The sequence below is a fragment of the Photobacterium sp. DA100 genome, from assembly GCF_029223585.1.
Classification (GTDB): Bacteria; Pseudomonadota; Gammaproteobacteria; order Enterobacterales; family Vibrionaceae; genus Photobacterium.
On the sequence record NZ_CP119424.1, the window covers coordinates 606047 to 631331 of the forward strand.

Annotated in this window: 24 protein-coding genes; 10 read left to right on the forward strand and 14 right to left on the reverse strand. The window is 46.2% G+C overall.

Annotated elements, in window-relative coordinates; genetic code table 11:
• Positions 1–211: 211 nt before the first annotated feature.
• Together PTW35_RS20455 and PTW35_RS20460 are read left to right on the forward strand one after the other, a co-directional pair.
• Positions 212–1924 (forward strand): PhnD/SsuA/transferrin family substrate-binding protein, encoded by a 1713-nt coding sequence (locus PTW35_RS20455; RefSeq protein WP_281028731.1) that lies wholly within the window; start codon positions 212–214, stop codon positions 1922–1924.
• Between the two features lie 2 nt (positions 1925–1926).
• A complete protein-coding gene (locus PTW35_RS20460; protein WP_281028732.1) occupies positions 1927–2541 on the forward strand; it encodes a response regulator in 615 nt (204 codons plus the stop codon).
• A 441-nt stretch (positions 2542–2982) separates the two neighbouring features.
• On the opposite strand, the gene PTW35_RS20465 is transcribed toward PTW35_RS20460, so the two are convergent.
• Complete coding sequence (locus tag PTW35_RS20465; protein WP_281028733.1) at positions 2983–3570, reverse strand: LysE family translocator; 588 nt, start codon at positions 3568–3570, stop codon at positions 2983–2985.
• 132 nt (positions 3571–3702) lie between these two features.
• Between PTW35_RS20465 and PTW35_RS20470 the strand changes: the two genes are divergently transcribed.
• Positions 3703–4146: an Lrp/AsnC family transcriptional regulator gene (locus PTW35_RS20470; RefSeq protein ID WP_281028734.1), complete on the forward strand. Its 444-nt coding sequence runs from the start codon at positions 3703–3705 to the stop codon at positions 4144–4146.
• A 41-nt stretch (positions 4147–4187) separates the two neighbouring features.
• Here PTW35_RS20470 and PTW35_RS20475 read toward each other — a convergent pair whose 3' ends face one another.
• The 7 genes from PTW35_RS20475 to PTW35_RS20505 all read right to left on the reverse strand — a co-directional run bounded on the left by PTW35_RS20475 (position 4188) and on the right by PTW35_RS20505 (position 9980).
• A complete protein-coding gene (locus tag PTW35_RS20475; protein ID WP_281028735.1) occupies positions 4188–4949 on the reverse strand; it encodes a DUF2076 family protein in 762 nt (253 codons plus the stop codon).
• 178 nt (positions 4950–5127) lie between these two features.
• Positions 5128–5697 (reverse strand): YceI family protein, encoded by a 570-nt coding sequence (locus PTW35_RS20480; RefSeq protein WP_044621295.1) that lies wholly within the window; start codon positions 5695–5697, stop codon positions 5128–5130.
• Positions 5694–6233: a cytochrome b gene (locus PTW35_RS20485; RefSeq protein ID WP_281028736.1), complete on the reverse strand. Its 540-nt coding sequence runs from the start codon at positions 6231–6233 to the stop codon at positions 5694–5696. Before PTW35_RS20485 ends, PTW35_RS20480 begins: the two co-directional genes overlap by 4 nt.
• A 183-nt stretch (positions 6234–6416) precedes the next feature.
• On the reverse strand, positions 6417–7151 hold the full coding sequence (locus tag PTW35_RS20490) for an HAD family hydrolase (RefSeq protein ID WP_281028737.1): 735 nt from the start codon (positions 7149–7151) through the stop codon (positions 6417–6419).
• A 169-nt stretch (positions 7152–7320) separates the two neighbouring features.
• On the reverse strand, positions 7321–8613 hold the full coding sequence (locus PTW35_RS20495; RefSeq protein ID WP_281029111.1) for a polysaccharide deacetylase family protein: 1293 nt from the start codon (positions 8611–8613) through the stop codon (positions 7321–7323).
• Between the two features lie 368 nt (positions 8614–8981).
• Positions 8982–9521 carry a redoxin domain-containing protein gene (locus PTW35_RS20500; RefSeq protein WP_281028738.1) on the reverse strand — a complete coding sequence of 180 codons (540 nt, stop codon included), beginning with the start codon at positions 9519–9521 and terminating at the stop codon, positions 8982–8984.
• A 168-nt stretch (positions 9522–9689) separates the two neighbouring features.
• Complete coding sequence (locus PTW35_RS20505) at positions 9690–9980, reverse strand: putative quinol monooxygenase (protein WP_281028739.1); 291 nt, start codon at positions 9978–9980, stop codon at positions 9690–9692.
• Between the two features lie 280 nt (positions 9981–10260).
• Here PTW35_RS20505 and PTW35_RS20510 point away from each other — a divergent pair, with 280 nt between their 5' ends.
• The 3 genes from PTW35_RS20510 (at position 10261) to PTW35_RS20520 (ending at position 12711) form a co-directional block, all read left to right on the forward strand.
• Positions 10261–11112: a GNAT family N-acetyltransferase gene (locus tag PTW35_RS20510; protein WP_044621290.1), complete on the forward strand. Its 852-nt coding sequence runs from the start codon at positions 10261–10263 to the stop codon at positions 11110–11112.
• A gap of 244 nt (positions 11113–11356) precedes the next feature.
• Positions 11357–11767 carry a hypothetical protein gene (locus PTW35_RS20515; protein WP_281028740.1) on the forward strand — a complete coding sequence of 137 codons (411 nt, stop codon included), beginning with the start codon at positions 11357–11359 and terminating at the stop codon, positions 11765–11767.
• Between the two features lie 263 nt (positions 11768–12030).
• Positions 12031–12711, forward strand: a complete 681-nt coding sequence (locus PTW35_RS20520) for a hypothetical protein (RefSeq protein WP_281028741.1) — start codon at positions 12031–12033, stop codon at positions 12709–12711.
• A gap of 83 nt (positions 12712–12794) precedes the next feature.
• On the opposite strand, the gene PTW35_RS20525 is transcribed toward PTW35_RS20520, so the two are convergent.
• From PTW35_RS20525 to ltnD, 5 genes are all read right to left on the reverse strand, one after another.
• Positions 12795–14246, reverse strand: coding sequence for an SLC13 family permease (locus tag PTW35_RS20525; RefSeq protein WP_044621288.1), 1452 nt, complete (start codon positions 14244–14246; stop codon positions 12795–12797).
• Between the two features lie 136 nt (positions 14247–14382).
• Positions 14383–15159 (reverse strand): 2-oxo-tetronate isomerase, encoded by a 777-nt coding sequence (gene otnI, locus PTW35_RS20530; RefSeq protein WP_281028742.1) that lies wholly within the window; start codon positions 15157–15159, stop codon positions 14383–14385.
• Entirely contained in the window at positions 15159–15791 is a 633-nt protein-coding gene (locus PTW35_RS20535; protein ID WP_281028743.1) for an aldolase, read from the reverse strand. The genes otnI and PTW35_RS20535 overlap by 1 nt, the downstream gene beginning before the upstream one ends.
• A complete protein-coding gene (gene otnK / locus PTW35_RS20540; protein WP_281028744.1) occupies positions 15784–17043 on the reverse strand; it encodes a 3-oxo-tetronate kinase in 1260 nt (419 codons plus the stop codon). Before otnK ends, PTW35_RS20535 begins: the two co-directional genes overlap by 8 nt.
• Positions 17044–17045: 2 nt before the next feature.
• Positions 17046–17951, reverse strand: a complete 906-nt coding sequence (ltnD, locus tag PTW35_RS20545) for an L-threonate dehydrogenase (protein WP_281028745.1) — start codon at positions 17949–17951, stop codon at positions 17046–17048.
• 292 nt (positions 17952–18243) lie between these two features.
• On the opposite strand from ltnD, the gene PTW35_RS20550 reads away from it, so the two are divergent.
• Entirely contained in the window at positions 18244–19002 is a 759-nt protein-coding gene (locus PTW35_RS20550) for a DeoR/GlpR family DNA-binding transcription regulator (RefSeq protein WP_281028746.1), read from the forward strand.
• A gap of 45 nt (positions 19003–19047) precedes the next feature.
• Here the strand turns inward: PTW35_RS20550 and PTW35_RS20555 are convergent, their stop codons facing one another.
• Positions 19048–19467 (reverse strand): hypothetical protein, encoded by a 420-nt coding sequence (locus PTW35_RS20555; protein ID WP_281028747.1) that lies wholly within the window; start codon positions 19465–19467, stop codon positions 19048–19050.
• A gap of 163 nt (positions 19468–19630) precedes the next feature.
• Here PTW35_RS20555 and PTW35_RS20560 point away from each other — a divergent pair, with 163 nt between their 5' ends.
• The 3 genes from PTW35_RS20560 (at position 19631) to PTW35_RS20570 (ending at position 25233) form a co-directional block, all read left to right on the forward strand.
• Positions 19631–21625 carry a metallophosphoesterase gene (locus tag PTW35_RS20560; RefSeq protein WP_281028748.1) on the forward strand — a complete coding sequence of 665 codons (1995 nt, stop codon included), beginning with the start codon at positions 19631–19633 and terminating at the stop codon, positions 21623–21625.
• 296 nt (positions 21626–21921) lie between these two features.
• Positions 21922–22644: a hypothetical protein gene (locus PTW35_RS20565; protein ID WP_281028749.1), complete on the forward strand. Its 723-nt coding sequence runs from the start codon at positions 21922–21924 to the stop codon at positions 22642–22644.
• A gap of 219 nt (positions 22645–22863) precedes the next feature.
• Positions 22864–25233 (forward strand): AAA family ATPase, encoded by a 2370-nt coding sequence (locus PTW35_RS20570; protein WP_281028750.1) that lies wholly within the window; start codon positions 22864–22866, stop codon positions 25231–25233.
• Positions 25234–25285: the final 52 nt, after the last annotated feature.

Sequence of the window (25285 nt, forward strand, 5' to 3'; positions counted from 1 at the left end):
TTCAAGTTCGTTGGAAGCATTGTTAACGGGGTGAGGGGTGTACCTCTATAGTGGTAAACCGCAGTTTCTCTCTATGATTGATCTGAGACAAAAAAGTGTTTTATCAGTATGAGAGGCTAGGCACAGAAATGGAGATGGTTGCAATAAGGTAAATGGATTGAAAGCAAGATACCTAATCTTTTTGGTCAGTTTAATGGTCAGTTTTTCGAGCTTGGCTGAGCAGACGCTGGTGAGGATCGGTGTCCTTGCTTTCAATGGGCCGGCTTATACTTTGACACGCTGGCAGCCGACTATCGACTACCTCAATTTTGCGTTGCCGGATTACCATTTTGTCATTGTACCCGCTGATATCCCAACGCTAGATAGCTTAGTAGGTAGTGGCCTTATCGATTTCACGCTGACCAATGGCATTCAATTTCTGATCTACAAATATAACCACCAAGCCGTGAAAATGTTAAATCTCAACCCGTTTCACGGTGAGGCCAAGCATGCAATTGGCTCTGCACTGATTGCCCGTGCGGATGAACCTGAGATAACCAGCCTTAAGCAACTAAGAAACCGGCCTATTGTCTCCGTAAGTGATAAAGCCTTCGGCGGTTTCAGGGTTATGTTAAGAGAGTTCATTCAGGAAGGGGTCGATAAGCAGGATCTGAAAAAGCTGACCTTTATCGGATACCCACAGCAGAATATTTTAACCAAGGTACTAAGCAAAGAAGCTGATTTTGCAATAGCGCCGACTTGCCTGCTGGAAAGAAAGATCCGTGATGGAACAATAGCTGCTAACGCCTTGAAGGTAGTGCGCATTAAAACGCCCGAGTCCGCCTTTGCCTGCCAGACCTCAAGCCAGCTTTATCCAAACTGGACACTGGCCAGGATGAAGCATGTCCCAGCAGATTATGCTAACCATATAGCCCGGATTTTGCTGACTATTCCGCCAGCGAGTGAAATAGCCGTGTCTGGTTTGTATGGCGGCTGGTCGGTACCCATTGATGATAGTGCGATTTACCAGCTAATGGATGATATCGGTGTGAGTATCCAGCCTTCGTACCTAACTCGGCTATGGGGGCAATATCGCGGCTGGATCTTAATTTCTGCTGGCCTAGTGCTGCTGTTTATAGGCTATCACTTCCGGGTCAATTACCTTGTCCATATCCGCTCGGCGCAGTTACGAAACGAAGTGGAACAACATGAACAAACGGCCAAGCAATTGGAAAAGGAAACCAATCAGCTTTACAAGGCACAACGAGTTTTACTGAGCGGGGAGTTGGCATCGGGCGTTGCACATGAACTGAACCAACCTCTGATGGCCATTGGTACTTATGCCTCAGGATGTAGAAAGCGATTAATACGCTCAGAGCTTAGCCAGCAGCAACTGATCCAGATGCTGGAGAAAATCGAACAGCAGACCCTCAATGCCAGTCAAATTATTCAACGAATGCGTGACTTTATGAAGGTGCACAATAATAAAACCGAGTGTATTTCTATTAAAACTTTGTTGAGTAATACATTGCTTATTTTCCAGCACACGTTCAAACAACAAAATATTCAGCTGATAACTGATATTGATGATGTTTCAATTGATCTAGACCCAATATTGATCCAGCAAGTATTCGCGAATTTGATTCAAAACAGTATTGATGCTTTAAAGGACACTTCTGTTGAGGAACGTTCCATCTCTATCCATACCCGTTATGATGATGCGCATCTGACGGTAACCTTTATCGATAATGGTTGCGGAATATCAAATGAGCAGCTTAAGCAACTGTTTATGCCTTTTCAAACGAGCAAAGAGGCCGGTTTAGGGCTAGGTATGGTGATATGTAAGCGAATTATTGAAGCTCATAATGGCTCTATTGAAGCGATTCAACAAACTCGTGGTACTCGCTTCGTAATAACTTTTCCTCGAGACATAAATAAGGAGTGATTATGTCGTGCCCTGTGTACTTAGTCGACGATGACATGGCCATCCTTGACTCGGTTTCTTGGTTGCTTGAAGGCGAAGGCTTTGATGTTCAATGCTTTCATTGTGCAGAAAGCTTTTTGGCCGAAGTCGTGCTTAGCCAGCCTGGTGTGATTTTACTCGATATTAATATGCCGGGCATTGATGGATTGGAGTTGCAAAAGAAATTGGCGGAAAGAGACAGTAGTTTGGTTATTGTTTTTTTGACTGGCCATGCCAGTGTTGAAATTACCAAGCTTGCTTTCAAGCGAGGCGCAAACGACTTGCTGCAGAAGCCTGTCAACGGTGAAGAGTTGTGCCAGGCCATTGCTCACGCCCAGGATTTGGCCATTAGTCTCTCTTCGTCAAAGCAGGCCAATGCTGATTTAGAAGCGAGAGTTGCTTCATTGACAGACAGGGAAAGGGAACTGGTGCCTCTGATCATGCAAGGAAAGGCCAACAAAGTGATTGCGGATGAGCTGTGTATTGCACTTCGCACCGTCGAGATCCATCGTCATAACCTGTTCAAGAAGATGGGAGTAGCGTCAGGTATCCAATTGGCGTTTGATGGCCAAAGAATACTGGCATTACTCAGCGGATAACTCCGTGTGAAATCGGATTTGACGTGAAATTTCAGACCGGGCTTGAGACTAGTGTCACATAAATCCACATCAACTCATGTTTCGCTATTAACTGCGGGCGTGGTTTTATTGTTTATTATCCGGCCTTAACCTGATGGTTTATCCGTTTTTATTCACCCTGGGTGGTCTAATCAACTTTAGGGTGGGTGGTTATTACTGCCTGATAGGGTGTCAGGGGTATTTAAATGAGTAACAACTTGGGTATATTGGATTTAAGTCCATGAATCAGAATCATTAACTGCTGTTCTGGGGCGATATTTTAGACCGTGGTATGTAATTTTAAATGGAGTTATTGTTATGGCTAAACGTGTATCAAACAAGCGTATTAAAGAAATTCTAGATAATGCAAAAGCGAAGAAATAAGTCTTGAAAGCCTCCATTCTGGAGGCTTTTTTGTGTTTGCTACAAAGCCTGAATTAATGAGGCTAATAATAATCCCGCCATGGCGTAATTAAACCACTTAATTTTAGCCGGTTGCTGAATAAGCTGCTGTAATTGCTTTCCGGCAAACGTCCATATGCTTACCGATGGAATGTTGACCACAGCAAACACCGCAGAAATGATCGCGATACCATACCAATCAGAGGTGGAGTTATAAACGCTGACGGTTGTGAGTGCCATTGTCCATCCTTTAGGGTTGACCCATTGGAAACTCGCGGCTGAAAAGAATGACATTGGTCGGTAGTCAGAGCCCTGAGAGTGGCTTGGTTGGCTTCTGGCAATCACAAAAGCCAAGTATAGAAGGTAGCATACACTGATAACCTGCAAGGCTTGCTGTAACAACGGATAGCGTTGGAATATGCCTACCAGTCCGATGCCGACCAGAATAACCATGAAGCTAAACCCGAATATAATTCCCAGCATGTGAGGGATGGTTCTGAGAAAGCCGACGTTGGCACCTGAAGTCATTAGCATAATGTTATTGGGGCCCGGGGTTATGGTGGATACAAATGCGAATGTCACGAGGGCGGCGAGGTGTTGGTAATCCATAAGTCTGTCCGTTTGCTGCTCATAGCCAGAGATGGCCAATTTCTTGGTTGTTTTGGTATGATAATCAGGTTGGACGTAAATTATGTGCCTTTGTTTGTCCATTTTTTTAATTTTTCACAATGATATTGCGCAATGGATAAGTTTGACGAGAAAATATTGCAAGAGTTGCAGCACGATGGCCGATTGACCAATGTCGAGCTATCACAGAGGGTCGGATTGTCTCCGTCGGCAACGCTTCGGCGGGTGCAAGAGCTCGAGAGGCAGAAGATCATTTCAGGGTATAAGGCAATCTTGAATCACTCCAAGATGGGGGTAGGGTTCATTGCCTATGTGAGCGTAGGTCTATCGAATCACAGCAAACAGTCGCAATTGAATTTTGAGTCACAGATTTGCTTGGCCAAGCAAGTTGTGGAGTGCCATAACATTACGGGCGCCAGCGAGTATTTGCTAAGGGTTGAAACAACCGATTTGAGTGCCTACAAGCGCTTTCATGCCGATGTGTTGGGTGAGATTCCGCAAGTGAATTCCATTACCACCATGGTGGTGATGGACACGCCGAAAGATGACAGGGGCTAAGTAAAAGGGCACGGTGAGTGCCCTTTAGAATCGGAAAGAGGTTATTCGTCGCCGCCGAAGTCAAAGCCGCCATCATCACCGCCAAAGAAGCTTTCATCGCTGGCAAAGCCATTGTTGGCCAATGTGTCGTCGAAGCCCGTATTTTCAAAGCCATCACTGCCAAAGCCTGCGTCTCCGAAACCGGCATCGCCGAAGCCTTCACTATCGCCACCTAGCCCATCAGTACCAAAGCCACCAGTGTTGTCAGTATATTCTGATGCAAAGCTTGAGGAATCATCCAAGAAGCCACCAGAGCTTTCTTCTGTGCCAGAACTTGCCAATGCGTCATTAGCCGGAACATCTTCTGCTGGAGCGTCTGCAGCTTGAGCCTCACTTGCGGCCATTGCCTCAGCGGCTGGGTCATCGTTGTTGAACAACATATTGCTGATCATGTTACCGGCTACCATACCGACGGCAACACTGGCGGCCGTTTGCATGAAACTACCGAAGGCACTTGGCTGGTGGGTCGGCTGTGGTGGCTGCGGGGCAGGGCGGCTGCCACCCATCATTTTGCTCAATGCGCCACGGTTCGCTTCTGACTTGTGGTGCTCAACACATTGCTCTAGGTATTCGTTCTTTTGCTTGAGCTCTTTCAAAGCCATTTCTTGCACAAGAACGGCTTGGGTCAGTTTATAAAGCGCATCATCTTGGCCACCAATCTCGTTGTTGATCAAGCTTTCGGCTTCAGAATCTTTTGCTTTGTTTGGGCTCTGTTTCAGTTTATTGGCAACGTTCTGAATCAGCTCTTTTTCTTGCGGCGTCATGATTTACCTTCTCATTTAGTAGCACGTTATTATGCTTTGTTTTTTTATGACCCTCATCCTAGCTCATGGTTCCTGTTTCAATCTGTAATGATAGGTAAATTTTGTTGTTGGGTGGTTGATATGTATACAAAAAATCCGGCATTTAGCCGGATTTTGCAATGAATTGACTTTTGCTATGTTACTGGCGAATACCTTCAACATGCAGTTCGATATCAGCGTAACTGGAAGAGCCCATCACCTGAATGCCAAAATCTTTGAAATCAATACGGGTTGTGCCAGTGAAACCTGCGCGATAGCCACCCCATGGGTCTTCACCTTCACCAATGAACTTGGCATCAATGGCAATAGGTTTAGTTTGGCCGTGCAGGCTTAGCTCACCAAAAATGGTCATCTCGCCATTGCCTTTGGGCTCTACTTTTGTCGAAGTAAATGTTGCTGTGGAGTATTTACCCGCATCAATAAAATCGGCACTGCGCAGGTGCTTATCACGCTCCGCATGGTTACTGTCAAGGCTGGTGGTATCCACGTTCACTTGTACTTTAGATGCTGACAAGTTTTGCGGATCGTAGCTAAACGTTCCGTCAAAAGTATTGAAACGGCCTTTGATGAAGCTATAGCCCAGGTGCTCTACTTTGAAGTTAATAGAGGCATGGGCACCTTTTGTATCAATGGCATAATCAGCCGCTTGCGCAATACCTGACACTGATGCCGCTGCCATTAGTCCCATGGCGATGATGTGCTTTTTCATTTATTTACTCCCAGCATTTTTTTAAGGGTGTTGTCTTTATTTATAAAGTGGTGCTTGAGTGCCGCAAGGGCATGCAAGCTCGCGAGTCCGATTAAGGTGAAGGCGAGGTAGTAGTGCACCTCTCCTGCAATATCAGCTTGGTTAGGGAATAGCTCCCCCAATGAAGGTACGGTGAACCAATTGAAGACTTCAATGCCACGACCGTCGGCAGTTGAAATCAGGTAGCCAGAAACAAAGATGCCGATTAATAAGATATAGATCAGGCTATGCGCTAATTTTGCTGCGGCTACTTCCCATGCCGCCCCTTCAATAGGCGGTTGCTGGGCAATCCCTTTCCAGAGCAACCGGAAGATTGTTAGCAAGGCAAGGCAAATTCCCACTGACTTATGCCAGTGAGGTACGGGTTTATACCATTGTGAATAGTAATTGAGATCTACCATCCATAACCCCACCGCAAATAATCCAAGCACGGCCAAGGCGGTCATCCAATGAATAAAGATGGAGACGCCATCGTATGTTTTTTTATCCTTGTCCATGTTTCTCTACCAGATAATTCTATTAAGGATATTGTAGACACCGCTGTTGGGAACATAAGTACTGAGAATTGAACAACAGCATCGAATAATTTGAATGACATTGCTGAAGTAAAATAAAAACGGTAATGAGAGGAGAGCGAAAGCCATCGACCTTGAAAGGAAAATGGCTTTTATAGGGAGGGGCTAGCGCAGAATATTGTTGTCGTGGCGCCAATCCATGATAGTCCATTCGTTCATCTGGGCATGCAGCGCCAATGCAGGGTCTGGGTTAACAGCGAATGGTCGGTCAACCGCATCAAGAAGGGGCAGATCGTTGATAGAGTCACTGTAACCATAACTGCCTTTGAAGGCGGTGTTTTGCTGCTCGAGCCAAGCTTTCATCCTGATTACCTTTCCGTATTGATAGCTGAGTATACCTGTCGTCTTGCCGGTGAATTTACCATCGATATGTTCAAGGTTTATTGCAATGGCATCGTCGGCACCTAGCAGGTTAGCAATAGGTTTAACAAGGTGCTCTCCAGTAGCAGAGATCACCAAAACAGTATCGCCACGACGCTTGTGCCATGTGATTCGATTAACCGCATCTTGGTATAGTGCGGGTTTGATATGCTGTTCAATGAACTCATTGACCAGCATATCAATGGTGATTTCATCCATGCCTACCATTGGTTTTAGCGTTGTCTGCATATAAGCATCCATATCCATCTGGCCTTTGGCATAGGCTTCCATCATTGCTTTTTCTTCCAAGAGCAGCGAAGCGGGAGCAATGCCTTTGCTAACAAGATAGGCACTCCATAGACTGGCTGAGTCGGCAGCAATCAAGGTTTCGTCAAGATCGAAAATAGCAAGGTAGGGCTTGTTGTTGCTTACACTATAGTTGTTTGTAAGCTGATAATTGGCAGGGGGATGGGTTTTCAAACTTCGTTCCTATCATTGTTATTTGCTAAAGCCATTGTTACTGGCATTTGCCCAGTTTCGATAGAGACTATGAAGGAAGAGTGACAGACAGTTTGCACATCTGTGTATTTTTTTTTGCATTGTCTGATGGCCTTCCCGTATGGGTTACCATACGGGAAGATGTTTTCGTTTACGGAACCGAATTCGGTGTGCAGCTTTTAATCAGCTGCCAAGATGAATTGTCTGTATTGCCAGGCATTTCGAGTTGCGTCCACCACCGGGCCCGCCACATCTGTTCCTGGAAAAAAGCGGTCTCGCCTTTTTCGTAAACCTGGTGGGGTTTCCACTCACTCTCCGGGCATAGTGTTAAAGGCTCTGGATCCTTCATCCAGTCAATCAGCTGATTATGGGTAATGAATCGCACCTCAGGCTTGCTGAGAGCATAATCGATAAATCGCTTTAGAACATTCTGCCTGCTAGACACAGTGGTTTCAGGCATGCCGAAGTGCTCCTCACCATTAAGCAGGCCATAATAGGCTGAATGAAGGCCGAGCGACAGTGGGGCGCGGTTGCCTGCCAGTCTCAGATCCAAATTGTATTTATAGATGGCGACAACGTCGTTTTCATTCAGGCCTGCCGCTCCCCAGTCCGGAGTAAAATAGAGGTTCCAATCGAAGTTATCGCCCTTGCCGGCTACCGGGTCAAAATATCCTACTCGACTGGCAATTTTATCGCGCAGCGAGTAATTGATACCGTACTTTTCCATAGTGTCATCGGGTGGGATGATTAAGCTATGAAGAGGTACTTCCCATAAACCTGAGTATTGGTTGATTGCTGGCTTCCATCCTCCGTTGACTGCAAACGTATGAGAAGGGCTGCCTTTTTCAAGTGTATGCGGCCAGTAATTGTTGGTCCCATTTTGTTCTGGCGTAATACCTGCGGGAAAGCTGACATCGTAACGGATACCATTATTAACTAAGGCCATCAGTGTGTTGTCATTGTATGTCATGAAGGGGGCGCGAAACCCTGAGATCTTACCAACACCAATGCCCCCCTCAGCAACAGGGAGAGTTAGGAAAGCATTACATACATTGACTTCTTCTTGCCATTGCTCGGCTGTCATCCAAGAAAGTAGGGGGTTGTAGTTAACTTTGTCATCCGGGTGGGTAAGCGTATGATTCGCAATTTCATGTCCTTTTGCGTTCAATTGACGCCACAGGTTTTTGATTTTTTCATTATCTACCGCTGGGCCGCAATGCATAAAAAAGCTGGCTTTCAATGGCTGTAGGGCATAGCGATCTAACCCTTCAGGGTTTTGATGGTTACTTAACAATTCCAGTATCCAAGATAGCCCCTCTTCTTCGGTGTTGTCATCAAAGCCTAGGCTGATAAACATTGGGGTCAATTCGGTAGCTATGGGGGAGTGAGTTGAAGGTGGATGTAAACCATCATCCTGGTGAGCATTTGCAAACGGTATGGTCATTGAGGAAACAAGACCAATGAGTGCTGGTTTGGTGAGTGTATTGAATATGGGTCGCAACAAAATAAAGTCCTTTTTTCTTTGCAATTAAAAAGTTAAAAGAGCTTTAAAACGTTAGTGGTAAATAAGAAAAGTGAAAGAGCCCGCTATTGTTTCTTCGGGGCGTACTGGAGATTTTTGTAAGTGACAAATGGCTCTTTTCGTAAAGTTTTGGCTTGTTTTGCAATGTTACTTCCCGCTTCCTGGCAGCGTCGGAAAGCGAAGGTTGTCATTATTAAATCAAGAGGCACATTATATGTGCAGCCAGCAACTTTAATCTGGTTGCTGGCATTCCTTGCTTATTAGAACTAATTTCTAAGGTTGGATCATCATCAATAATCCAGCGTGCCGCGAATTGGGTAGTGGTTATCGGGGTTCCTGATCCACGCCAGACCGCGGGTCAAAGCCCCCAACTCAGGGCGGACGAATGGATTATTAGAAATATCGACGACATGCAATTTTCCAAGCTCATTCACAATAAATAAGCCAGGCTCGGCAAAATTATGATCCGTCTCTTGCTCGGAGCGAGGGATTGAAATGTAAACTCCGAGTGTTTTCATTTGTTGTTCGGTCAGCCCGTAGGCAATTGGGAAGGAGATATTGAGTTTCTCTAAGTGAGCTTCAAGTTGCTGTTTGGAATCAGCCGAGACAACAAGGATATCGACACCAGCATCAGCAAAGGCTTGTTTGTAATTTTCTAGATCATTGAGGTACTGGGTACAGAGCGGGCAATGCTTGCCTCGGTATACAAAGACAGCTTGCCAGGTCGCTTCGCCTTGAGGAGCTCCAAGCTTTACTTCAGAGCCATCTAGCCTTGTTGCTGTAAGGGCAGGGAAATCGTTACCCGCTTTGAGCTTCACCGAATAATCCATGTTTCACTCCTTTTGTACCGTTTCTGGGTACAGATTGATTGAATTACAGTGCTCATTGTGGACACGGTAATCTCGATCTTCAAGCAGTTAACTTTTGGTAACCTGCAACTCCAAACCCCATCACCGGTATATAACCGGTTTGGGGTAATACAAAAAGGAGGAAGTAAATTAAGCGATTTGAGTCATTTCATTTAGCGTAAATTGCTCCACACTACCTTCAGTCGCGGCCATGTAATCGGCAAGGTGCTTGTTACCCATGTGTTTCTGCCATAGCTCGCGGGATGTCCAGTTTTCAAAGAACAGGAAATGTGCCGGGTTTTCATTGTCTTGGTGAAGGTCGTAGTTAATGCAACCTTCTTCTGCTCGAGTAATATCAATTAGCTTCAATAGCTCTGATTTGACTAGTTCAATCTTGTCTGCTTTCGCAATGATGTTGGCAACGATGGTTAGCTTAGTCATGAGGTTTCTCCTAGTAGAGTGTGTGCCTGTCATTAATTTCAAACGGTTTTCACTACCGAGTTGGTTGACTGAATAGTAGTTCTAGTTCGGCTTTTGAAAAACAGGCGCTGTTTTGAATTATTTTCAACTGGTGTTTGAAAATAAATGTAGGGTGTCGCTGTATTGCTAATAATTGCGAGCAATATTGCACTGGAGCGGTTTGGTGAGCAGCTCAAGTACAGAAATCATCTACCATTAGCATATCGAGGTGAGAACCCAGCGGGATAAACAAGGGGCTGCAATGATTGAAAAAAAATATAGTATCCGGGTAATGACCAAGCAGGATTTAGCACAGGCGGTTGACTGGGCCGCGGCTGAAGGTTGGAATCCAGGGCTTTATGACATTGAATCGTTTTACGCTGCTGATCCCAATGGTTTTTTGGTGGGGTATCTGGGGGAGGAGCCGATTTCATCGATCTCTGTGGTGAAGTACGATGATAGCTATGGCTTTTTGGGCTTTTATATCGTCAAACCAGAGTATCGAGGCCGGGGTTATGGCTTCGAGTTGTGGCAAGCTGGTTTGCAGTACCTGGCTGGGTGTAATGTTGGCCTGGATGGGGTTGTTGAACAGCAGGCCAATTATAAGCAGTCTGGCTTTAAACTCGCTTATGGCAACATCCGCTTTGAGGGTTTCGGTGGGGGCGAAGAGCCAGAGGGTATTGGGTTGGTCGATCTCTGTGAATTGCCACTTAGTGAAGTGCTGGACTATGACCATGCTTTTTTCCCTGCCGATAGGCAATGCTTTTTGCAAGCCTGGATAGGGCAGACAGGCTCCACTGCACTGGGCATAAAACAGGCCGGAAAGCTAGTGGGTTACGGAGTTATCAGGCCTTGTCGAAATGGTTTCAAAATCGGCCCATTGTTCGCCGAAGATGTTTTGCTGGCGGAAGAGTTGTTCCTTGCGTTGAAAGCGCATGCATCAGCAACTGACAACATCTATCTTGATGTGCCGGAAGTAAACCTGCCGGGTGTCGCACTGGCCGAGAAGTATAATATGGAGCCGGTATTTACGACCGCGCGTATGTATACGGGAGACATTCCTGCGATATCGGTTAATCGTACTTTTGGCGTCACAACGTTTGAATTGGGGTGACGCTGTCACGCTTTGTGGGTGATTCAGATATGAAACAGCAGTTAATCTGCCTATTGGTTAGAGCAATAAACCTAGTTGAAATGTAAGAGAGTTTTTCATTGCTTACCTATAATTCAATCACTTGAATAATACCATTAATATTTTCATGGTTTTTGACGGTCCGCTTGACGCAATTTTACAGAAATCGAACATTGTTTTTCGTTATGGGGGGTAATCTAGCGCCATAAAAGAGTGGAGTAAAACCATGAAATTACAATTTAGAGCGGAATCAAAACAATCGGCAAAGGCTGTGAAGTCTTGGAAAAAAAGCCTAGCGGTAGGTGTAATGGCCATGGCTGTCATGTCGGTGGGCCTAACAGTTCCAAGTGTTGCAGAGGCTAAGGGCCATAAGCATGGTCATCATCACAAGCACCACAAACATAAACACTACAAACACAAGCACCATAAACATCACGTGGTCGTGGTAAAGCCAAGGCCACCAAAGAAAAAGGTAGTCGTTGTTCATAAGCCACCACGCCATCGGTATTACCACCGTAGTCGACTACCTGAGATTGCCACCTTTGCGGTCATTGCCGGTGCGACATATGCCATTATCGATAACCACTACTATAAACGTCGTGGTGATAACTATGAGTACGTTGAAAAACCGAGATAAATATATTCGAGATGCCCTGCACGCAGGGCATTGTGTTATTTGTGTACATTTTGAACGATGTTCATAATTTTATGCGTTTATAGACAAACTTTTGCTATTAGTCTGTTATAGTTACCTGATGATGCAATGAATTGCTTACCATCGGCAGTCAAAACACTGCAATTTTGATGTAGTCGCTGGATAGTTCAGGAAAAATCCACCCACATATTGAACGGTGTTTTATTTCTGGGTGCTAGATAAAAACTTAACCGGTTGGTGTCAGGATGAAAAAATTAGTGTTAATGGCTGTCGCATCGATGTTCTTGTACGGGTGTGCAAGCTCTCATCAGGATGAGCCATCTTCGGTGATCCCTGTTGATTTGAAGAAGAGCGAGCTTATACAAGTACTAAGCGAAAAGGCGACAAAAGACCCACTAGATGTTCAGTATTTGCTTTTAAAAGCGGAGATGAACAATAAAGATATGGTTGATTTCAGAGAGCAGCTTATTCTGGCGTTAGGGCAGGAGCAAATAAACAATAGCTTTATCCCGCAGTCTGAATTAGTGAACCTGCTTGCTATCGCGAAAGCAAAGCCAAATGGTTGTTACGTCAAAGATGATTACGAGTACTACAGCCCTGAATTGCAAAAAGATGTTATTTTTGTGGTGGAAAACATGAAGGCCTGCGCCATGGATGATAATTACTTGGCACTCGATACGAGTATTGGCGATTTCCAAATAGATGTGAAGTATGGCGATACAGTGATGAATACATCACGAAAAAAATCGTATTTTCACAACTATGTGAAAATTGAGGAAAACTCATATTCATCTCTTTCAGTGGGAAAGCTAACGCTGACGGAAAAGCTGCTGTCGTTTGAAACTGAGGCTGGTGTTGTGTTTGAGGTTGATGAGAAAGGCATTGTAACCCGCAGTGATATCGGGTTGATTGGGGTGGTCCATTAATCTGCCACTATAACGGTACAAATTAAAGCCCACTTCATCAGTGGGCTTTATTCGTTACTGAGGTTTTTTATTCAGTTGCTTTATTACGCAGCCACTTCTTTCGGCGCATCAAGTTTGCGTGTTTTCATCCAGGCCACGATAGCACCCAGTACAGCCAGCGGAATGATCGGGTCGATTAGCGTTCCACCCTTACCAAAGAACAAGTTCAGCGTCATGATGATGCTCGCACCGATTGCCCAAGCAATAGTCGAAGTCAGGCTCCAAATCTTCAGCTGGTCTGATAGCTCAGTGATACCCAGCGTACGGCTGATGATATGGAAGTAAGAGTCGTTGAGGTGTGAGAAACCAACAGGGCCAACGGCACATGCCAGCGCGACGAAGACAGGATCGAGGCCTAGTGTTTCTACTAGCGGTAAGGTCATTGTCGCAGCGACCATCATTGACGCCGTTGCAGAGCCTTGAATCAGACGCAGCATCGAAGCAATAGCCAGTGGAACAAGTAGCGGTGGGATGCCACTGCTTGCAATCACCTCAGCAACCTGCGGACCAGCGCCAGATGCTTTTAGTACAGCTCCCATTGCGCCACCACAACCTGTTACGACTAGGATTAGGCCGGTTGTTGATAGGGCATCATCCATGGAGCCAATCATTTCTTTGCGGTCAATCTGTGTTGTAAGGCCATACAGTGCCATTAGAACACCGATACCTACAGCAACAACCGGGTTACCCACTAGCTGAAGGAACGTATGGAAGAAGCTAGTGCCTTCGCCAATCATTGTGTTTGCCAAAATTAGCGCGATTGGTACAAGGATAGGGCCAAACGATAGGAAGTTACTTGGTAGATCCTCGTCTTTGGTTTCTTTTACGTTTTCTAGGTTTGCCCAATCAGCTTCGCTTGTGATCCAGTTTTCACCGTTCGGTACGCGGTAGTATTGCTGGCCCACTTTGCGGATATAGATAAGTGATAGCACCATCATAGGGATAGATACAGCCAAACCCCACATCATGTACACACCCAGGTCAACACCAAGGATACCTGAAACAGCGACAGGCCCAGGCGTTGGTGGTACTAGTGCGTGGGTGATAAGTAGACCCAGTGCCAGTGTTACCCCCAAGCCTACGGCAGATTTACCTGTATTGCGCGAGATTGCTCGGACCAGCGAGTGTAGCAGTACATAAGCTGAGTCACAGAAAACAGGGATCGCCACAAGTACGCCGGTAAAGCCTAGCGCGAGATCTTCACGCCCTTTACCGCAGATCTTGACGAAAGTTTTTGCCATTCTCACAGCGGCGCCCGATTTCTCGAAACATGCCCCCATGATGACACCAAAAGCGATGATTAGGCCGATTCCGCCTAGAACGCCGCCAAAGCCTGATTTAATTGCGTTAACCAGTTCAGTCGGTGCCATGCCTGCAAATAGGCCCATGATCAAGCATGAGAGCACCATTGCCAGTGCGACAGGGATACGGGTCTTGATGATCATGACCATCATTGCGGTAATACCAACAATAATGCCTAGAATTGCTCCATCCATTTCTTCATTCCTTTTAATTGCCTGCTGCGCAGGTTCTATTTCACGTCGTTTATCAGAGTTTTAAATGGGGCACCTTAGCTAGCAGATGCCGCAAACTGTGTTACTTAGCCTTTCTACAAAAGGTGAAACTTCATATTTATAAGTATGGTTTTAGCCAACCGAGCCCTTCGACTGTGGTTGCTTTCGGGTTATATTCACAGCCGATCCAGCCGCTATAGCCCGACTCGTCCAGCACATTGAATAGGTGCGGGTAGTTCAGTTCGCCTTCGCTTGGCTCGTGGCGATTCGGTACCGAGGCAATTTGGATATGGCCGGTGTACTCCGCCAGGTCACGGATCAATACTGTGAGGTCACCATCCATAATTTGGGCGTGGTACAGGTCGAGCTGTAGCTTGACGTTCGGGCGTTCAACCTGTTTTATCAGCTCTACCGCTTCACGCTGGTGCGATATGAAATAGCCCGGTACATCACGGTTGTTCAAAGGTTCAATCATCAGCTCAATACCGTGCTCGGCAAAGACATCCGCGGCAAAGCGAATGTTGCTGATAAATGTGTCTACGTGTTGTTGATAGCTGAAGGCGCTATCGACAATACCCGACATGGCATGGACTTTTTTACAACCAAGGGAAAGGGCATAGTTCAGAGCTGTATCGACGCTGGCACGGAACTCTTCTTCACGTCCCGGGATGGCTGCAAAACCTCGCTCGCCAGCATCCCAGTTGCCCGGCGGCATATTGAACAGCGCCTGTTCGAAGCCATATTTCTTCAGCTTGTCTGCGAGTACTTCTGCGTCATAGGCGTAAGGGAAAAGGTATTCCACTGCCTTGAAACCGGCTTGGTGGGCTTGTTCGAAACGCTCGATAAACGGCACTTCGGTAAAAAGCATGGTGAGATTTGCAGCGAATTTAGCCATTATTTGCCTCTCCCTTGTAGGTCTGTGATTTCTTCTTCGCTAAGGTATCGAATTGACTTCCCATCCAGCATTAATGCGAGTTTCGCGGTTTCTTCCAGCTCTTCGGCATTGTCGACAGCATCAGTCAGGTTACTACCTGTGACAACCGGACCGTGGTTAGCCAGTAAGAAGGCCCGGTAGTCAGCTGCTCGCTTGGCCAGCTCTTCAGCTATGCGCGGATCGCCTGGACGTAGATACGGAATCACTGGCAGCTTGCCGATACGCATTACGAAATAGGGTGTGAATGGTTTAATGGCGTTGTTGGTGTCCAGCCCTTGCAAGCAAGACAGCGCTGTTAGGTAAGTCGAGTGCAAATGGACAATGGCATTGCATGCACTGTTGTTACGGTAAATCGCCAAGTGGAATGCCACTTCCTTCGATGGACGGTCACCTGAAATGTGGTTGCCGTCAATATCAACTACCGATAAACGATCCGCATCCAGTCGGCCAAATGAAGATCCGGTCGGTGTTGCCAAAAAGTGCCCGTTCGGCAGTTTGAGAGAGAGGTTACCTGCACCACCGGTGGCGTAACCGCGCTCGAACATCGAGCGAGCAAGCGTTACCATCTGCTCTCTGAGTTGTTGTTCAGTCATGGTAGAACCCTTGTGCCGTTTCGAAGAAGTTAACGTCACCAAAGTTGCCTGATTTCAGCGCCAGTGACAGCTTGCTGTCGACCGCTTTTACCCAAGGCACGCCCGGTGCGATTTGAGGGCCGATATGGAAACCTTTTACCCCTAGGCTTTGGGTTACAACCCCGGATGTCTCACCGCCGGCTACAATGAAGTTCTGCACGCCATTCTCTTTTAGCTGGTGGGCTAGCTGGCTGAAGAACTGCTCAACGGCATGGCTGGATGCCTGAGCGCCGTATTGTGCTTGGATAGCCTTTAATACTTCCGGCTCAGCAGTGGCGTAAACCATAGGAGCAAAGTCAGCTTCAAGATTTTCTAGTACCCACTGAAAGACAGACTCACAGTAATCTTGCTGCTCAAGGCACGCTTTTACATCCAGAGCCTGGTGTGGTGCTTTTTGTGCGTAGTTGGTAACTTGCTGGTTGGTCATGACTGAGCATGACCCCGACAGCACCACGGTTTTGGCTTGCTGTGGCTTGCCTGCTTCTTTTGCCGAGGACTGGTCGCTTAAATGTTCCGTCCAGTTTTTGGCAATACCCGAAGCCAAACCTGAACCACCTGTGACCAACTTGAGTGATTTCACTGCTTCACCTAGTGTCTCCAAGTGGGACTGGTTGAATGCGTCGACAACCGTGTAACGATGACCTTCTCGGACGAGGGTTGCGAAGCGCTCTGTAACCGCTTGGGCTCCTTGTTCGATAGTTTGGTAGTTCACCAGGCCGGTAGTACCCGTTGACTGGCTATCCATCAGGCGTACTAAACTTGAATCGGTCATCGGGGTGACTGGGTGATTTCGCATGCCTGAGTCGGAGAGTAGTTCGCCCATCACAAAAAGGTGACCATTGAACACAGTACGTCCGTTGACGGGCAGAGCAGGGCATACAATCGTGAAGTCTTCACCCAGGGCCTCAAGCAGTGCATCGGTGACAGGCCCAATGTTGCCCTCGCAGGTGCTGTCGAAGGTCGAGCAGTATTTGAAGTAGAACTGCTGGCAGCCTTGCTGTCGTAGCCAGTTGAGAGCGGAAACAGAGGTATCAATGGCCTCATCAACTGGGCAAGAGCGTGACTTCAAACTGATCACGACCGCATCGGCATCGATATCTAGAGTGGTTTCTGGCACACCATTTAACTGAATGGTGCGCATACCATTTTCAACCAGAAAGCCGGCAATGTCCGTTGCGCCGGTAAAATCGTCGGCGATAACTCCTAGTAGCATAATTATTGCTCCTTCTTAGGCAGTTCAATGCCATCGAAAATTTTGATGACAGCACTGTCGTCTTCCTGACCAAAACCTGCATTGCTGGCGCTGGTGAACATGTTCAGCGCGGTGGAGGCAAGTGGAAGTGGGAATTTCAGATCTTTGGCAGTATCAGAGACAAGGTTGAGATCCTTCACGAAGATATCGACCATTGACGTTGGGGTGTAGTCGCCATCAACAACATGCTTCATGCGGTTTTCGAACATCCATGAATTTCCCGCGGCATTGGTTACCACGTCGTACATCAAATCCAGAGGGATATTGGCACGGGCAGCGAGCGCCATGGCTTCGGCCCCTGCCGCGATGTGAACGCCTGCAAGTAGCTGGTGGATGATCTTGACAGTTGCACCCATGCCGATTTCGGTACCAATGTTGTAAACCTTGCCTGCGGTTGCATCGAGTACGGGCTTAAGCTTGGTAAAGGCTTCTTCTGAGCCTGACGCCATGATGGTCATTTCACCTAGGTTGGCTTTTGCCGCGCCACCAGAAACCGGGGCATCAAGCATGATAAGTTGATGTTCTTTCAGACTGGCTTCAATGCTTTTTGCATCTTCGGCTGAGATAGTCGCAGACACCATAACGGCAGTGCCGGGTCTAAGCTGTGTGGCAAGTTGATTGTCAAACAGTACGGCTTTGGCTTGACGGGCATTCACGACCAGCAGCAAGACCGCGTCGAGTACCTGGGCGAAGTCAGCACAGTTGTGTGAAACACCTTTTGCACCGGCTTGTTCGAGTTCTTTTAGTGCGTCGGTGCTGAGGTCGATACCATACGTATCAAGACCGGCACGGATACAAGATTTAGCAGCGCCCATACCCATCGAGCCTAGACCAATTACGGCAACTGATTGTAATTGTTGACTTTCCATTTGCCTCTCCATGTTAACTTTTGTGAAATTCTGTTCTTGTTTGTGATTCTATGCTGCTTTTTTCGAAAGGTGAAGGCGTGACTTCACACTTTTTAACAGTGGTTGTGATAAAAAGTGTGAATTTTTGGTGTGAATATCTGACTGCGTGAAGGTGAGAAATAAGAGATAAAGGGTAATAAGCTGAAAAATGGAAGAATAATCAAATAATGCCTTACCAAATGATCACATATATTCACACAAGGGGGTGTGAGGTGTTAAGATGCTTGCAAGATAACTATACAGAAGAAGCATTATGATTCCGGCAGAACGACAACGAACGATCCTGACTTTGTTGGGTAATCAGGAAGTCATCAGCATCAGTGAATTGACTCATCAGCTTGATGTATCTCATATGACGATCCGACGTGATATCGCCAAGCTAGAGTCGGACGGGCGCGTTATGTCGGTATCGGGTGGGGTTCAACTGACCGAGACGATTCACACCGAACTCTCACATGATGTGAAAATTAACCAGCACCGAAACGAAAAGGCCGATATTGGGTTCTATGCGGCGCAGCTGATTAAACCGAATATGACGGTTTATCTGGATGCAGGAACCACAACACTTGAAATCGCCCATCAGCTAAATCACAGGGAAGATCTCTTGGTGATCACCAACGATTTCGCCATCGCCTGCTATTTGATGAACCATTCTGAGTGCAGTATCTACCATACTGGCGGCAAGGTGGACAAAGGGAACCAGTCCTGTGTCGGGCAGCAAGCAACCCACATATTGCGGGAGATGAATATTGATTTGGCGTTTGTTTCGACATCGTCATGGAATCAGCGTGGCATCTCGACCCCAAGCGAAGAGAAAGTGTTGGTGAAGAAGGCGATTATTGCTTCCTCGCGACAAAGCTATTTGGTGAGCGATTCTTCCAAATACGGCAAGGTAGCAACTTTCCATGCTATAGATATGGAATGCTTTGACAAAGTGATCACTGATAGCGAATTCCCTAGCAGTTGCATTGAAGATCTCAATGAGCGGGGAATAACGGTCGAAGTTGTCTAAGCTATGGTTGCATCCCGAATACGCATGAGGGATGCAACCCTTAAATCAACTATTGTTACTGGCTTCTATAAATGGTCGCTGTGCTTCAAATCCATTCATGAATAAACATCGATGCGTATAGGCCGACGTCAGCAGTACATGATGATCAATTTCGGTATAGCGTTTCTTGGCACGGTCGGCAAAAAATATATATTCACTATTGGTCCGATTTATAATTGACTCAGCAGCCTTTTTCGGCACCTTAAATTCAGCAATCAAAGACTGGTAGTTGGAAAGGTGCAAATTATATCTATCATTTCTAAGGTAATTAGCGGCAGCAAGGCAAGTTGCTTCTTCATTTAGCTCAAACATCATTTCTTCAGGAGCAAGTAGGCGACGGTGAACGGCATTGCTTTCTTTTGCAATAACACTGGTGCTGATTAAAGCAAAAAATTGCAAAATAAATAGAGTGGTTGCAGATTTCATGTTCTTTAGTATGAGAGGAAATATTAAATAGAATAATGGTGAAAGATTACATTTTTATTTAAATCACCTTGTAATAATTACAGGAAGAAAAAATAAAAATGTAATATATTTCACGTAAATTATCCGCGTTTTATTTTCTTCAATAATAACAGTAGTGGTAATCATGCAAAATAATACATGGAAGCGTTCTTTTATTGCAATGTCAATTATTGCAACCTTGGCTGGTTGTAATAGTTCTTCTTCTGAGGATTCTGGTAAAACCTCACCAAAACCGGATGCATCTTTAAAAGTCGGCCTTCTCCCTGATACACAAGGTGGTGGTTGGAATGTTGCGATTCACCCGATGGAAGCGGTTCTTGCCAAGCACCATGCTGAAGGGGTTAATGTAGTAATTCCTGTTGGAGACCTGACAGATAATGGTTCTACCAAAGAATGGGAACAGTGGCGGTCGGTAGCGGATAAATATCGCGAAGCGGGTATGGAGTTTCTGCCAGTGATGGGGAACCACGAAACGAGCTGGGCTTATACCGTAGAGTGGATTGATAATATGCGCCACTTCATCCCAGAAGATGCTGTACATATGCCTTCAGCAGAGTGGCTTAACTATTACATCATTCGCGACAATGTATTGATGATAGGTTTAGCCTATTATAATTTGCCGATTGCGTTTAGCTGGATTGAAGAGATTCTTGCAGAAAATAAAGGTAAGTTTGACCATGTAGTGATCGCTAGCCATGATGGACTTGTTGGCGCAAAATATGGCCAAACCCGTGAGCAAATTGTTCAAGGCGTCAAAGATGACAATCGCCTGTTTGATATCCACAAGGATATTCGTGAACTATTTGCAAAGTATGACGTGATTTGGGTACAGGGTCACGAACATATGTATCAGCGCTCTCAAATCCATGCACGTGTATACGGTTCGAATGACCCTGGCGGTCGCAGTAATGTCGACACTTTAGCTTCTACACCTAGTGGTGGGAACTACCGTATGCCTTCATACACCCAGATTGTAAGTGGTAACGCCTCGTACAAAGGATATGAATATCGCTATGGTGAACGTGAACTGATCCAGGATGTTATTCAGCACAAAATGGCCACGCTGAAACCTGAGTATGACTCAAACCATTATGATGCCAACGCGGCGATTTTGAGTTTTGGCGGTAATCGTGTTGATTATCATGCTTATTATGCCCCGCATACGATTACCCGTAATGAAGATGGTATGAAAGAGCTTGAAGAGCCGAATTGGACCCTGATGGATACTTTTAGCCGTACTTTAGATCGTTGCGAAACCCTGATTTATCCAAACTCCATCCCTGATGAACAGCGACCAATTCTTAACCATATTGTTGAGTATAAGACTAATGATTGCCTAGGCTACGACGGTTCTTCAGCGCGTTTGGTGGGGGGAGTGAATGATACATTCAATCGTGTCGATACTACTGAGCGTACAATGGGCTATAACGCGGGTTTAACTCGTGCCGAAACCATGAATGACATGATGCGTCTGAGCTACCAATTTCTTTTTACCCAGCATAAGGCTTGGGACCCAAATTTGAACGGAGCTGAGCGAGTCGTTAAAGGGCAACAGGATCAGGATGATACTGGTGCAGAGACCGGATATGTCGTGGTACCAGCAACCACTATCGATATGAAAAAGCATGTAACGTTAAGCTGGATGCCAAAAACGAATGAAACGCGCTCTGATATTTTGATCATTAGTGGTATGCAGAATCATGGAGGTGTTTATCAAAATGCTTACGGTGGTGAGCAAAATATGCGTGTGACTTGGGGGCTGCAAGGCTCTCAACCTGATGGCTCTGCGAAAATGCCTCACCGGTTGCCTGTCACTGCAAGCCAGGACTGGGATGTTGAGCAAATCACCGGTGACAAATACGGTGTTCAGTTTACAGCGGCTGCTGATTTGAATGCTAAAGGGGTTGTTTTGGGTGAGCAAGTTAATGGTGTATGGAAGCCGTTAGTGACTGAAAACTGTATTGTTGATGCTCCTTGGGACGAGAGTTACTTGAACAGTGAGCCTGTTCGTGATGTACATTGTGATGGTCAAGCGGTCGTAGGTTATGATGGCCAGTATGGTAATCGCTGGTGGATGATTGCAGATCGCGATTTGGAAATTGCGCTAGTAAAGCGTTAATGGGTAATTTCTAGCGTGATATAAGGGAATGCAAACTCATTAAGCCATCGGTAATGCCCGATGGCTTTTACTCGTGATAGAGAGACTAAATTTAAGGTTTTAGACAATTGCAACCAACTTCATTTAATTACCCAACATCGAGAGATTCTTTTCTATACTTTTAATAAGTGGCTTCAAGTTAACTTCTATCATTAGCTTTTCATCAACCGTTTCTTTCAAACTCACCCATTAACTGATTAACCATTTTGAATCTTGCTGATGCGGATGCATCGTTCATAGATTAGTAGGGGGTTATCATGCTTGATTTGGCAAATAGCAGTGTGTTGAAAAGTAAGCAGGCCAAAGTAACAACGGCTTCCAATATCATCAAGGATGTAATTTTAGTTGATCTCGTTGAGCTGTACTCTCCAGCAGAAATTGAGTTGTTGCAGCAGGCACAACGGCTGATTGATGATGGAAAAATGCGTGTTCAATGCTTAAAGGAAAAGCGTAGGCATGAGGAAACACAAAGAGAACAGAAAGAAACTGAACTTCATGAGCAGGCATATCGCAAGGCATTGTCAGCCCTTGATGGAAAGTCTTTGTCAGAGCTCTATTTTTTGAATGTATGTTTTTCATATTCGTCATCATCGGTCATTGAATTGATTCAAGAATATGATCACCAACATTATTTGGCATCCGTCCAGCGCTGGCTTGATATGGGTGAGTCAAAGGACATTCACTTTGAGCAATCGCCTGAAGAAGTTCGAGATGAGTGGAAAGAGGGGATCGCTGCAGCTGCGATAGAAATGATCAGCTGGCCCTGCCTTAAATTCCATCGGGACTACCAAGAGTCGAAGGTGAGTTATATCTCACCCAAAGGTATTGCGGAAGATTTTCCTCACTCCATTTATAACGCTGTGATAGAAAACAATCAGTCAAACTTAACCGCTGAATGCCTTACTGTGATCCAGGCTCTATCAGCTTATGAGAATAATGTGGCCAAAGTCCAAAAAATCTTAGAAAGATTAGGTCAGTAGTGGGGAGTGCCAGCTTAGCTGGCAACCTATTTGTCATAACTATGCTCTTGCCTCACTCAAAACCCATAAAAACCTCAACTTAGTAAGGTTTTTGTTTATAAATTCAGCAAACAATACCTTTTGGCACCTTCGGGCAGCAGTAAACGTTGGTTAAGTCACTAAAATATAATAATTAACTGTCTACACTGGATGTAACTGATTGTTTATGGAGGGAGCCATATGACTATTCAAACGCTTAGCAGTGATAAACTGTATCGCGCCTCAGAACTAAATGGCTTGCCTGAAGATTGTAAGTCGACCAAGAATCTCACCCCGCTTGATGAAATTGTCGGGCAAGAACGTGCACAGAAAGCCGTTGAATTTGCCATGTCAATCAAGGAGAAGGGGTACAACATCTACGCCATAGGCCGCAATGGCCTCGGCAAGCGAACCATGGTACTGCGCTACCTTAATCGCCATGACCCCAATGGCAATGGTAACTCACTTTTTGATTGGTGTTATGTTGCCGATTTCGATGAAGCCCGAAGTCCGAAGGTACTGAAATTACCGGCCGGCAGTGGCCATGCTTTCAAGAAAGATATCGAAAAGCTAATGACGCGTTTGGTCAAAGCCCTGCCTCTGGCTTTCGACAATGAAATGTATTATAGCCGCTCGGAAAAACTGAAAAATCAGTTGACGGAAAAGCAAGAAAGCGCACTGCTGACGCTGACGAAGGAAGCCAAAGAGCACAGCGTCAGTTTGTCGGTTACCACCTCGGGTGAGTATCAGCTCGTTGCCCTCAATGGTGAAGAGCCACATACCGAAGAGTCATTTGCCAAGCTGACGGAAAAAGAGCAAGCCGCTTTTGAAAATACCATCAACGAGTTGGAACGTCAGCTGCGGGATATTGTTCGTCAGCTGACTGAATTGGAAGAAGAGTTTTCCGATAAGATCCAGAAGCTCAATGAAGAAGTCGCGCTCGATGTCGTGTCGCATTTTATCAAGGCCCTGAAAGAGGAATACAAACCGTTGCCTGAGGTTCTCGCGTATTTAAAAGCGATGCAGGCTGATATTCTGGAAAACCTTGATATTTTCCTGGAAGAAAGTGAAGAGCAGGTTGCCCTGGCTTATGCCGCGCTTGATAAAAAAATGCCTCGTCGCTACCAGGTAAATATGCTGGTGAGTCAGGACGGCTCTAAGTTTCCTATCGTGGTCGAGGAAAGCCCGAATTACCACTCTATCTTTGGCTATGTTGAAAACGCTACCTACAAAGGCACGGTATTTACCGACTTTTCGCTGATCCGTCCGGGCAGCTTGCACCGAGCCAATGGCGGTGTTTTGCTGATGGATGCGGTGAAAGTGCTGGAGCGCCCTTATGTATGGGATGGCCTAAAGCGAGCATTGCGCTCTCGCAAACTGAGCGTGAGTTCTCTGGAAAAAGAAGTGACGCTATCGGGGACGATCTCGTTAGATCCGGAGCCCATTCCATTGAACGTGAAGATCATATTGTTCGGTGATTACCAGACATACCAGCTTCTACAGCATTACGATCCGGAGTTCAGCGAGTTGTTCCGTGTCACTGCTGATTTTGAAGATGAAATGAACCGTACCGATGAGTCGGAAGCACAATATGCCAAGTTCATTTCCAGTATCGTTAACGACAATAAGATGCTTCACTGTGATCGTAAGGCGATTGGCCGGATCGTCGAATACAGTTCTCGTCAGGCCGATGATCAGAACAAGCTGTCTTTGCACTCTGCGGATATTGCCAATCTGCTGCGTGAGTCTAACTATGTTGCTAAATCGTCCAATGCCACGATGATCAGGGCCAATCATGTTGAGCTTGCATTGAGTAACCAGGAAATGCGGGTCAGCAGGCTTAAAGATCACGTTATGCAAACCTTTACCAACGGTACAACCCTGATTGATACCGTCGGCGAAGTGATAGGGCAGGTGAATGGCTTGTCGGTCATTTCAACATCAGATTACCAGTTCGGCTCACCGAACCGTATTACCGCAACGACGTCCTACGGTGAGGGTGGCGTTTTTGATATTGAACGCAGTGTCGATCTTGGCGGCCGGATCCACTCCAAAGGCGTGATGATCCTATCGGCCTATCTCGCATCGGTGTTTGGCCGCAACAAGCGGATCCCGCTGACGACCCACCTGACTTTTGAGCAATCTTACGGTGGTGTCGATGGGGATAGTGCGTCGATGGCTGAGCTGTGTGCCATTGTTTCTGCCTTCTCCCAAATGCCAATCAGGCAGGATGTCGCCATTACCGGTTCGATGAACCAGTTTGGTGCCGCCCAGCCGATTGGTGGCGTTAACGAGAAAATCGAAGGCTTCTTTGATGTCTGTGCAATCAAAGGTCGCACTCCAGGCCAAGGGGTGATCATCCCTCAGTCTAATGTGCATAACCTGATGCTGAGAAAGGATATTGTTGACGCTGTCGACAAGGGTGAATTCAATATCTGGGCGATAAGCCATGTGACGGAGGCCATTGAGATCCTGATCGGGCAGGTTGCAGGCCAAGCGGGCTTGGATGGAATCTATCCGGTCGACAGTGTGCTAGGCCAAGCACAATTGAAGCTTAACGCACTCCGCTAGTCTAACAAGGTTCGGCTTAATTGAAAAAGACCGCCAGAAGTTTATCCCACCC

What these genes read in the sequence shown, in the direction of transcription:
- PTW35_RS20460 (WP_281028732.1), top strand. Translation starts at nt 1,927, where the DNA reads ATGTCGTGCCCTGTGTACTTAGTCGACGATGACATGGCCATCCTTGAC.
- PTW35_RS20465 (WP_281028733.1), bottom strand. Translation starts at nt 3,570, where the DNA reads ATGGATTACCAACACCTCGCCGCCCTCGTGACATTCGCATTTGTATCC.
- PTW35_RS20470 (WP_281028734.1), top strand. Translation starts at nt 3,703, where the DNA reads ATGGATAAGTTTGACGAGAAAATATTGCAAGAGTTGCAGCACGATGGC.
- PTW35_RS20475 (WP_281028735.1), bottom strand. Translation starts at nt 4,949, where the DNA reads ATGACGCCGCAAGAAAAAGAGCTGATTCAGAACGTTGCCAATAAACTG.
- PTW35_RS20480 (WP_044621295.1), bottom strand. Translation starts at nt 5,697, where the DNA reads ATGAAAAAGCACATCATCGCCATGGGACTAATGGCAGCGGCATCAGTG.
- PTW35_RS20485 (WP_281028736.1), bottom strand. Translation starts at nt 6,233, where the DNA reads ATGGACAAGGATAAAAAAACATACGATGGCGTCTCCATCTTTATTCAT.
- PTW35_RS20495 (WP_281029111.1), bottom strand. Translation starts at nt 8,613, where the DNA reads ATGACCATACCGTTTGCAAATGCTCACCAGGATGATGGTTTACATCCA.
- PTW35_RS20500 (WP_281028738.1), bottom strand. Translation starts at nt 9,521, where the DNA reads ATGGATTATTCGGTGAAGCTCAAAGCGGGTAACGATTTCCCTGCCCTT.
- PTW35_RS20505 (WP_281028739.1), bottom strand. Translation starts at nt 9,980, where the DNA reads ATGACTAAGCTAACCATCGTTGCCAACATCATTGCGAAAGCAGACAAG.
- PTW35_RS20510 (WP_044621290.1), top strand. Translation starts at nt 10,261, where the DNA reads ATGATTGAAAAAAAATATAGTATCCGGGTAATGACCAAGCAGGATTTA.
- PTW35_RS20515 (WP_281028740.1), top strand. Translation starts at nt 11,357, where the DNA reads ATGAAATTACAATTTAGAGCGGAATCAAAACAATCGGCAAAGGCTGTG.
- PTW35_RS20520 (WP_281028741.1), top strand. Translation starts at nt 12,031, where the DNA reads ATGAAAAAATTAGTGTTAATGGCTGTCGCATCGATGTTCTTGTACGGG.
- PTW35_RS20525 (WP_044621288.1), bottom strand. Translation starts at nt 14,246, where the DNA reads ATGGATGGAGCAATTCTAGGCATTATTGTTGGTATTACCGCAATGATG.
- otnI (WP_281028742.1), bottom strand. Translation starts at nt 15,159, where the DNA reads ATGGCTAAATTCGCTGCAAATCTCACCATGCTTTTTACCGAAGTGCCG.
- PTW35_RS20535 (WP_281028743.1), bottom strand. Translation starts at nt 15,791, where the DNA reads ATGACTGAACAACAACTCAGAGAGCAGATGGTAACGCTTGCTCGCTCG.
- otnK (WP_281028744.1), bottom strand. Translation starts at nt 17,043, where the DNA reads ATGCTACTAGGAGTTATCGCCGACGATTTTACCGGCGCAACGGACATT.
- ltnD (WP_281028745.1), bottom strand. Translation starts at nt 17,951, where the DNA reads ATGGAAAGTCAACAATTACAATCAGTTGCCGTAATTGGTCTAGGCTCG.
- PTW35_RS20550 (WP_281028746.1), top strand. Translation starts at nt 18,244, where the DNA reads ATGATTCCGGCAGAACGACAACGAACGATCCTGACTTTGTTGGGTAAT.
- PTW35_RS20555 (WP_281028747.1), bottom strand. Translation starts at nt 19,467, where the DNA reads ATGAAATCTGCAACCACTCTATTTATTTTGCAATTTTTTGCTTTAATC.
- PTW35_RS20560 (WP_281028748.1), top strand. Translation starts at nt 19,631, where the DNA reads ATGCAAAATAATACATGGAAGCGTTCTTTTATTGCAATGTCAATTATT.
- PTW35_RS20565 (WP_281028749.1), top strand. Translation starts at nt 21,922, where the DNA reads ATGCTTGATTTGGCAAATAGCAGTGTGTTGAAAAGTAAGCAGGCCAAA.
- PTW35_RS20570 (WP_281028750.1), top strand. Translation starts at nt 22,864, where the DNA reads ATGACTATTCAAACGCTTAGCAGTGATAAACTGTATCGCGCCTCAGAA.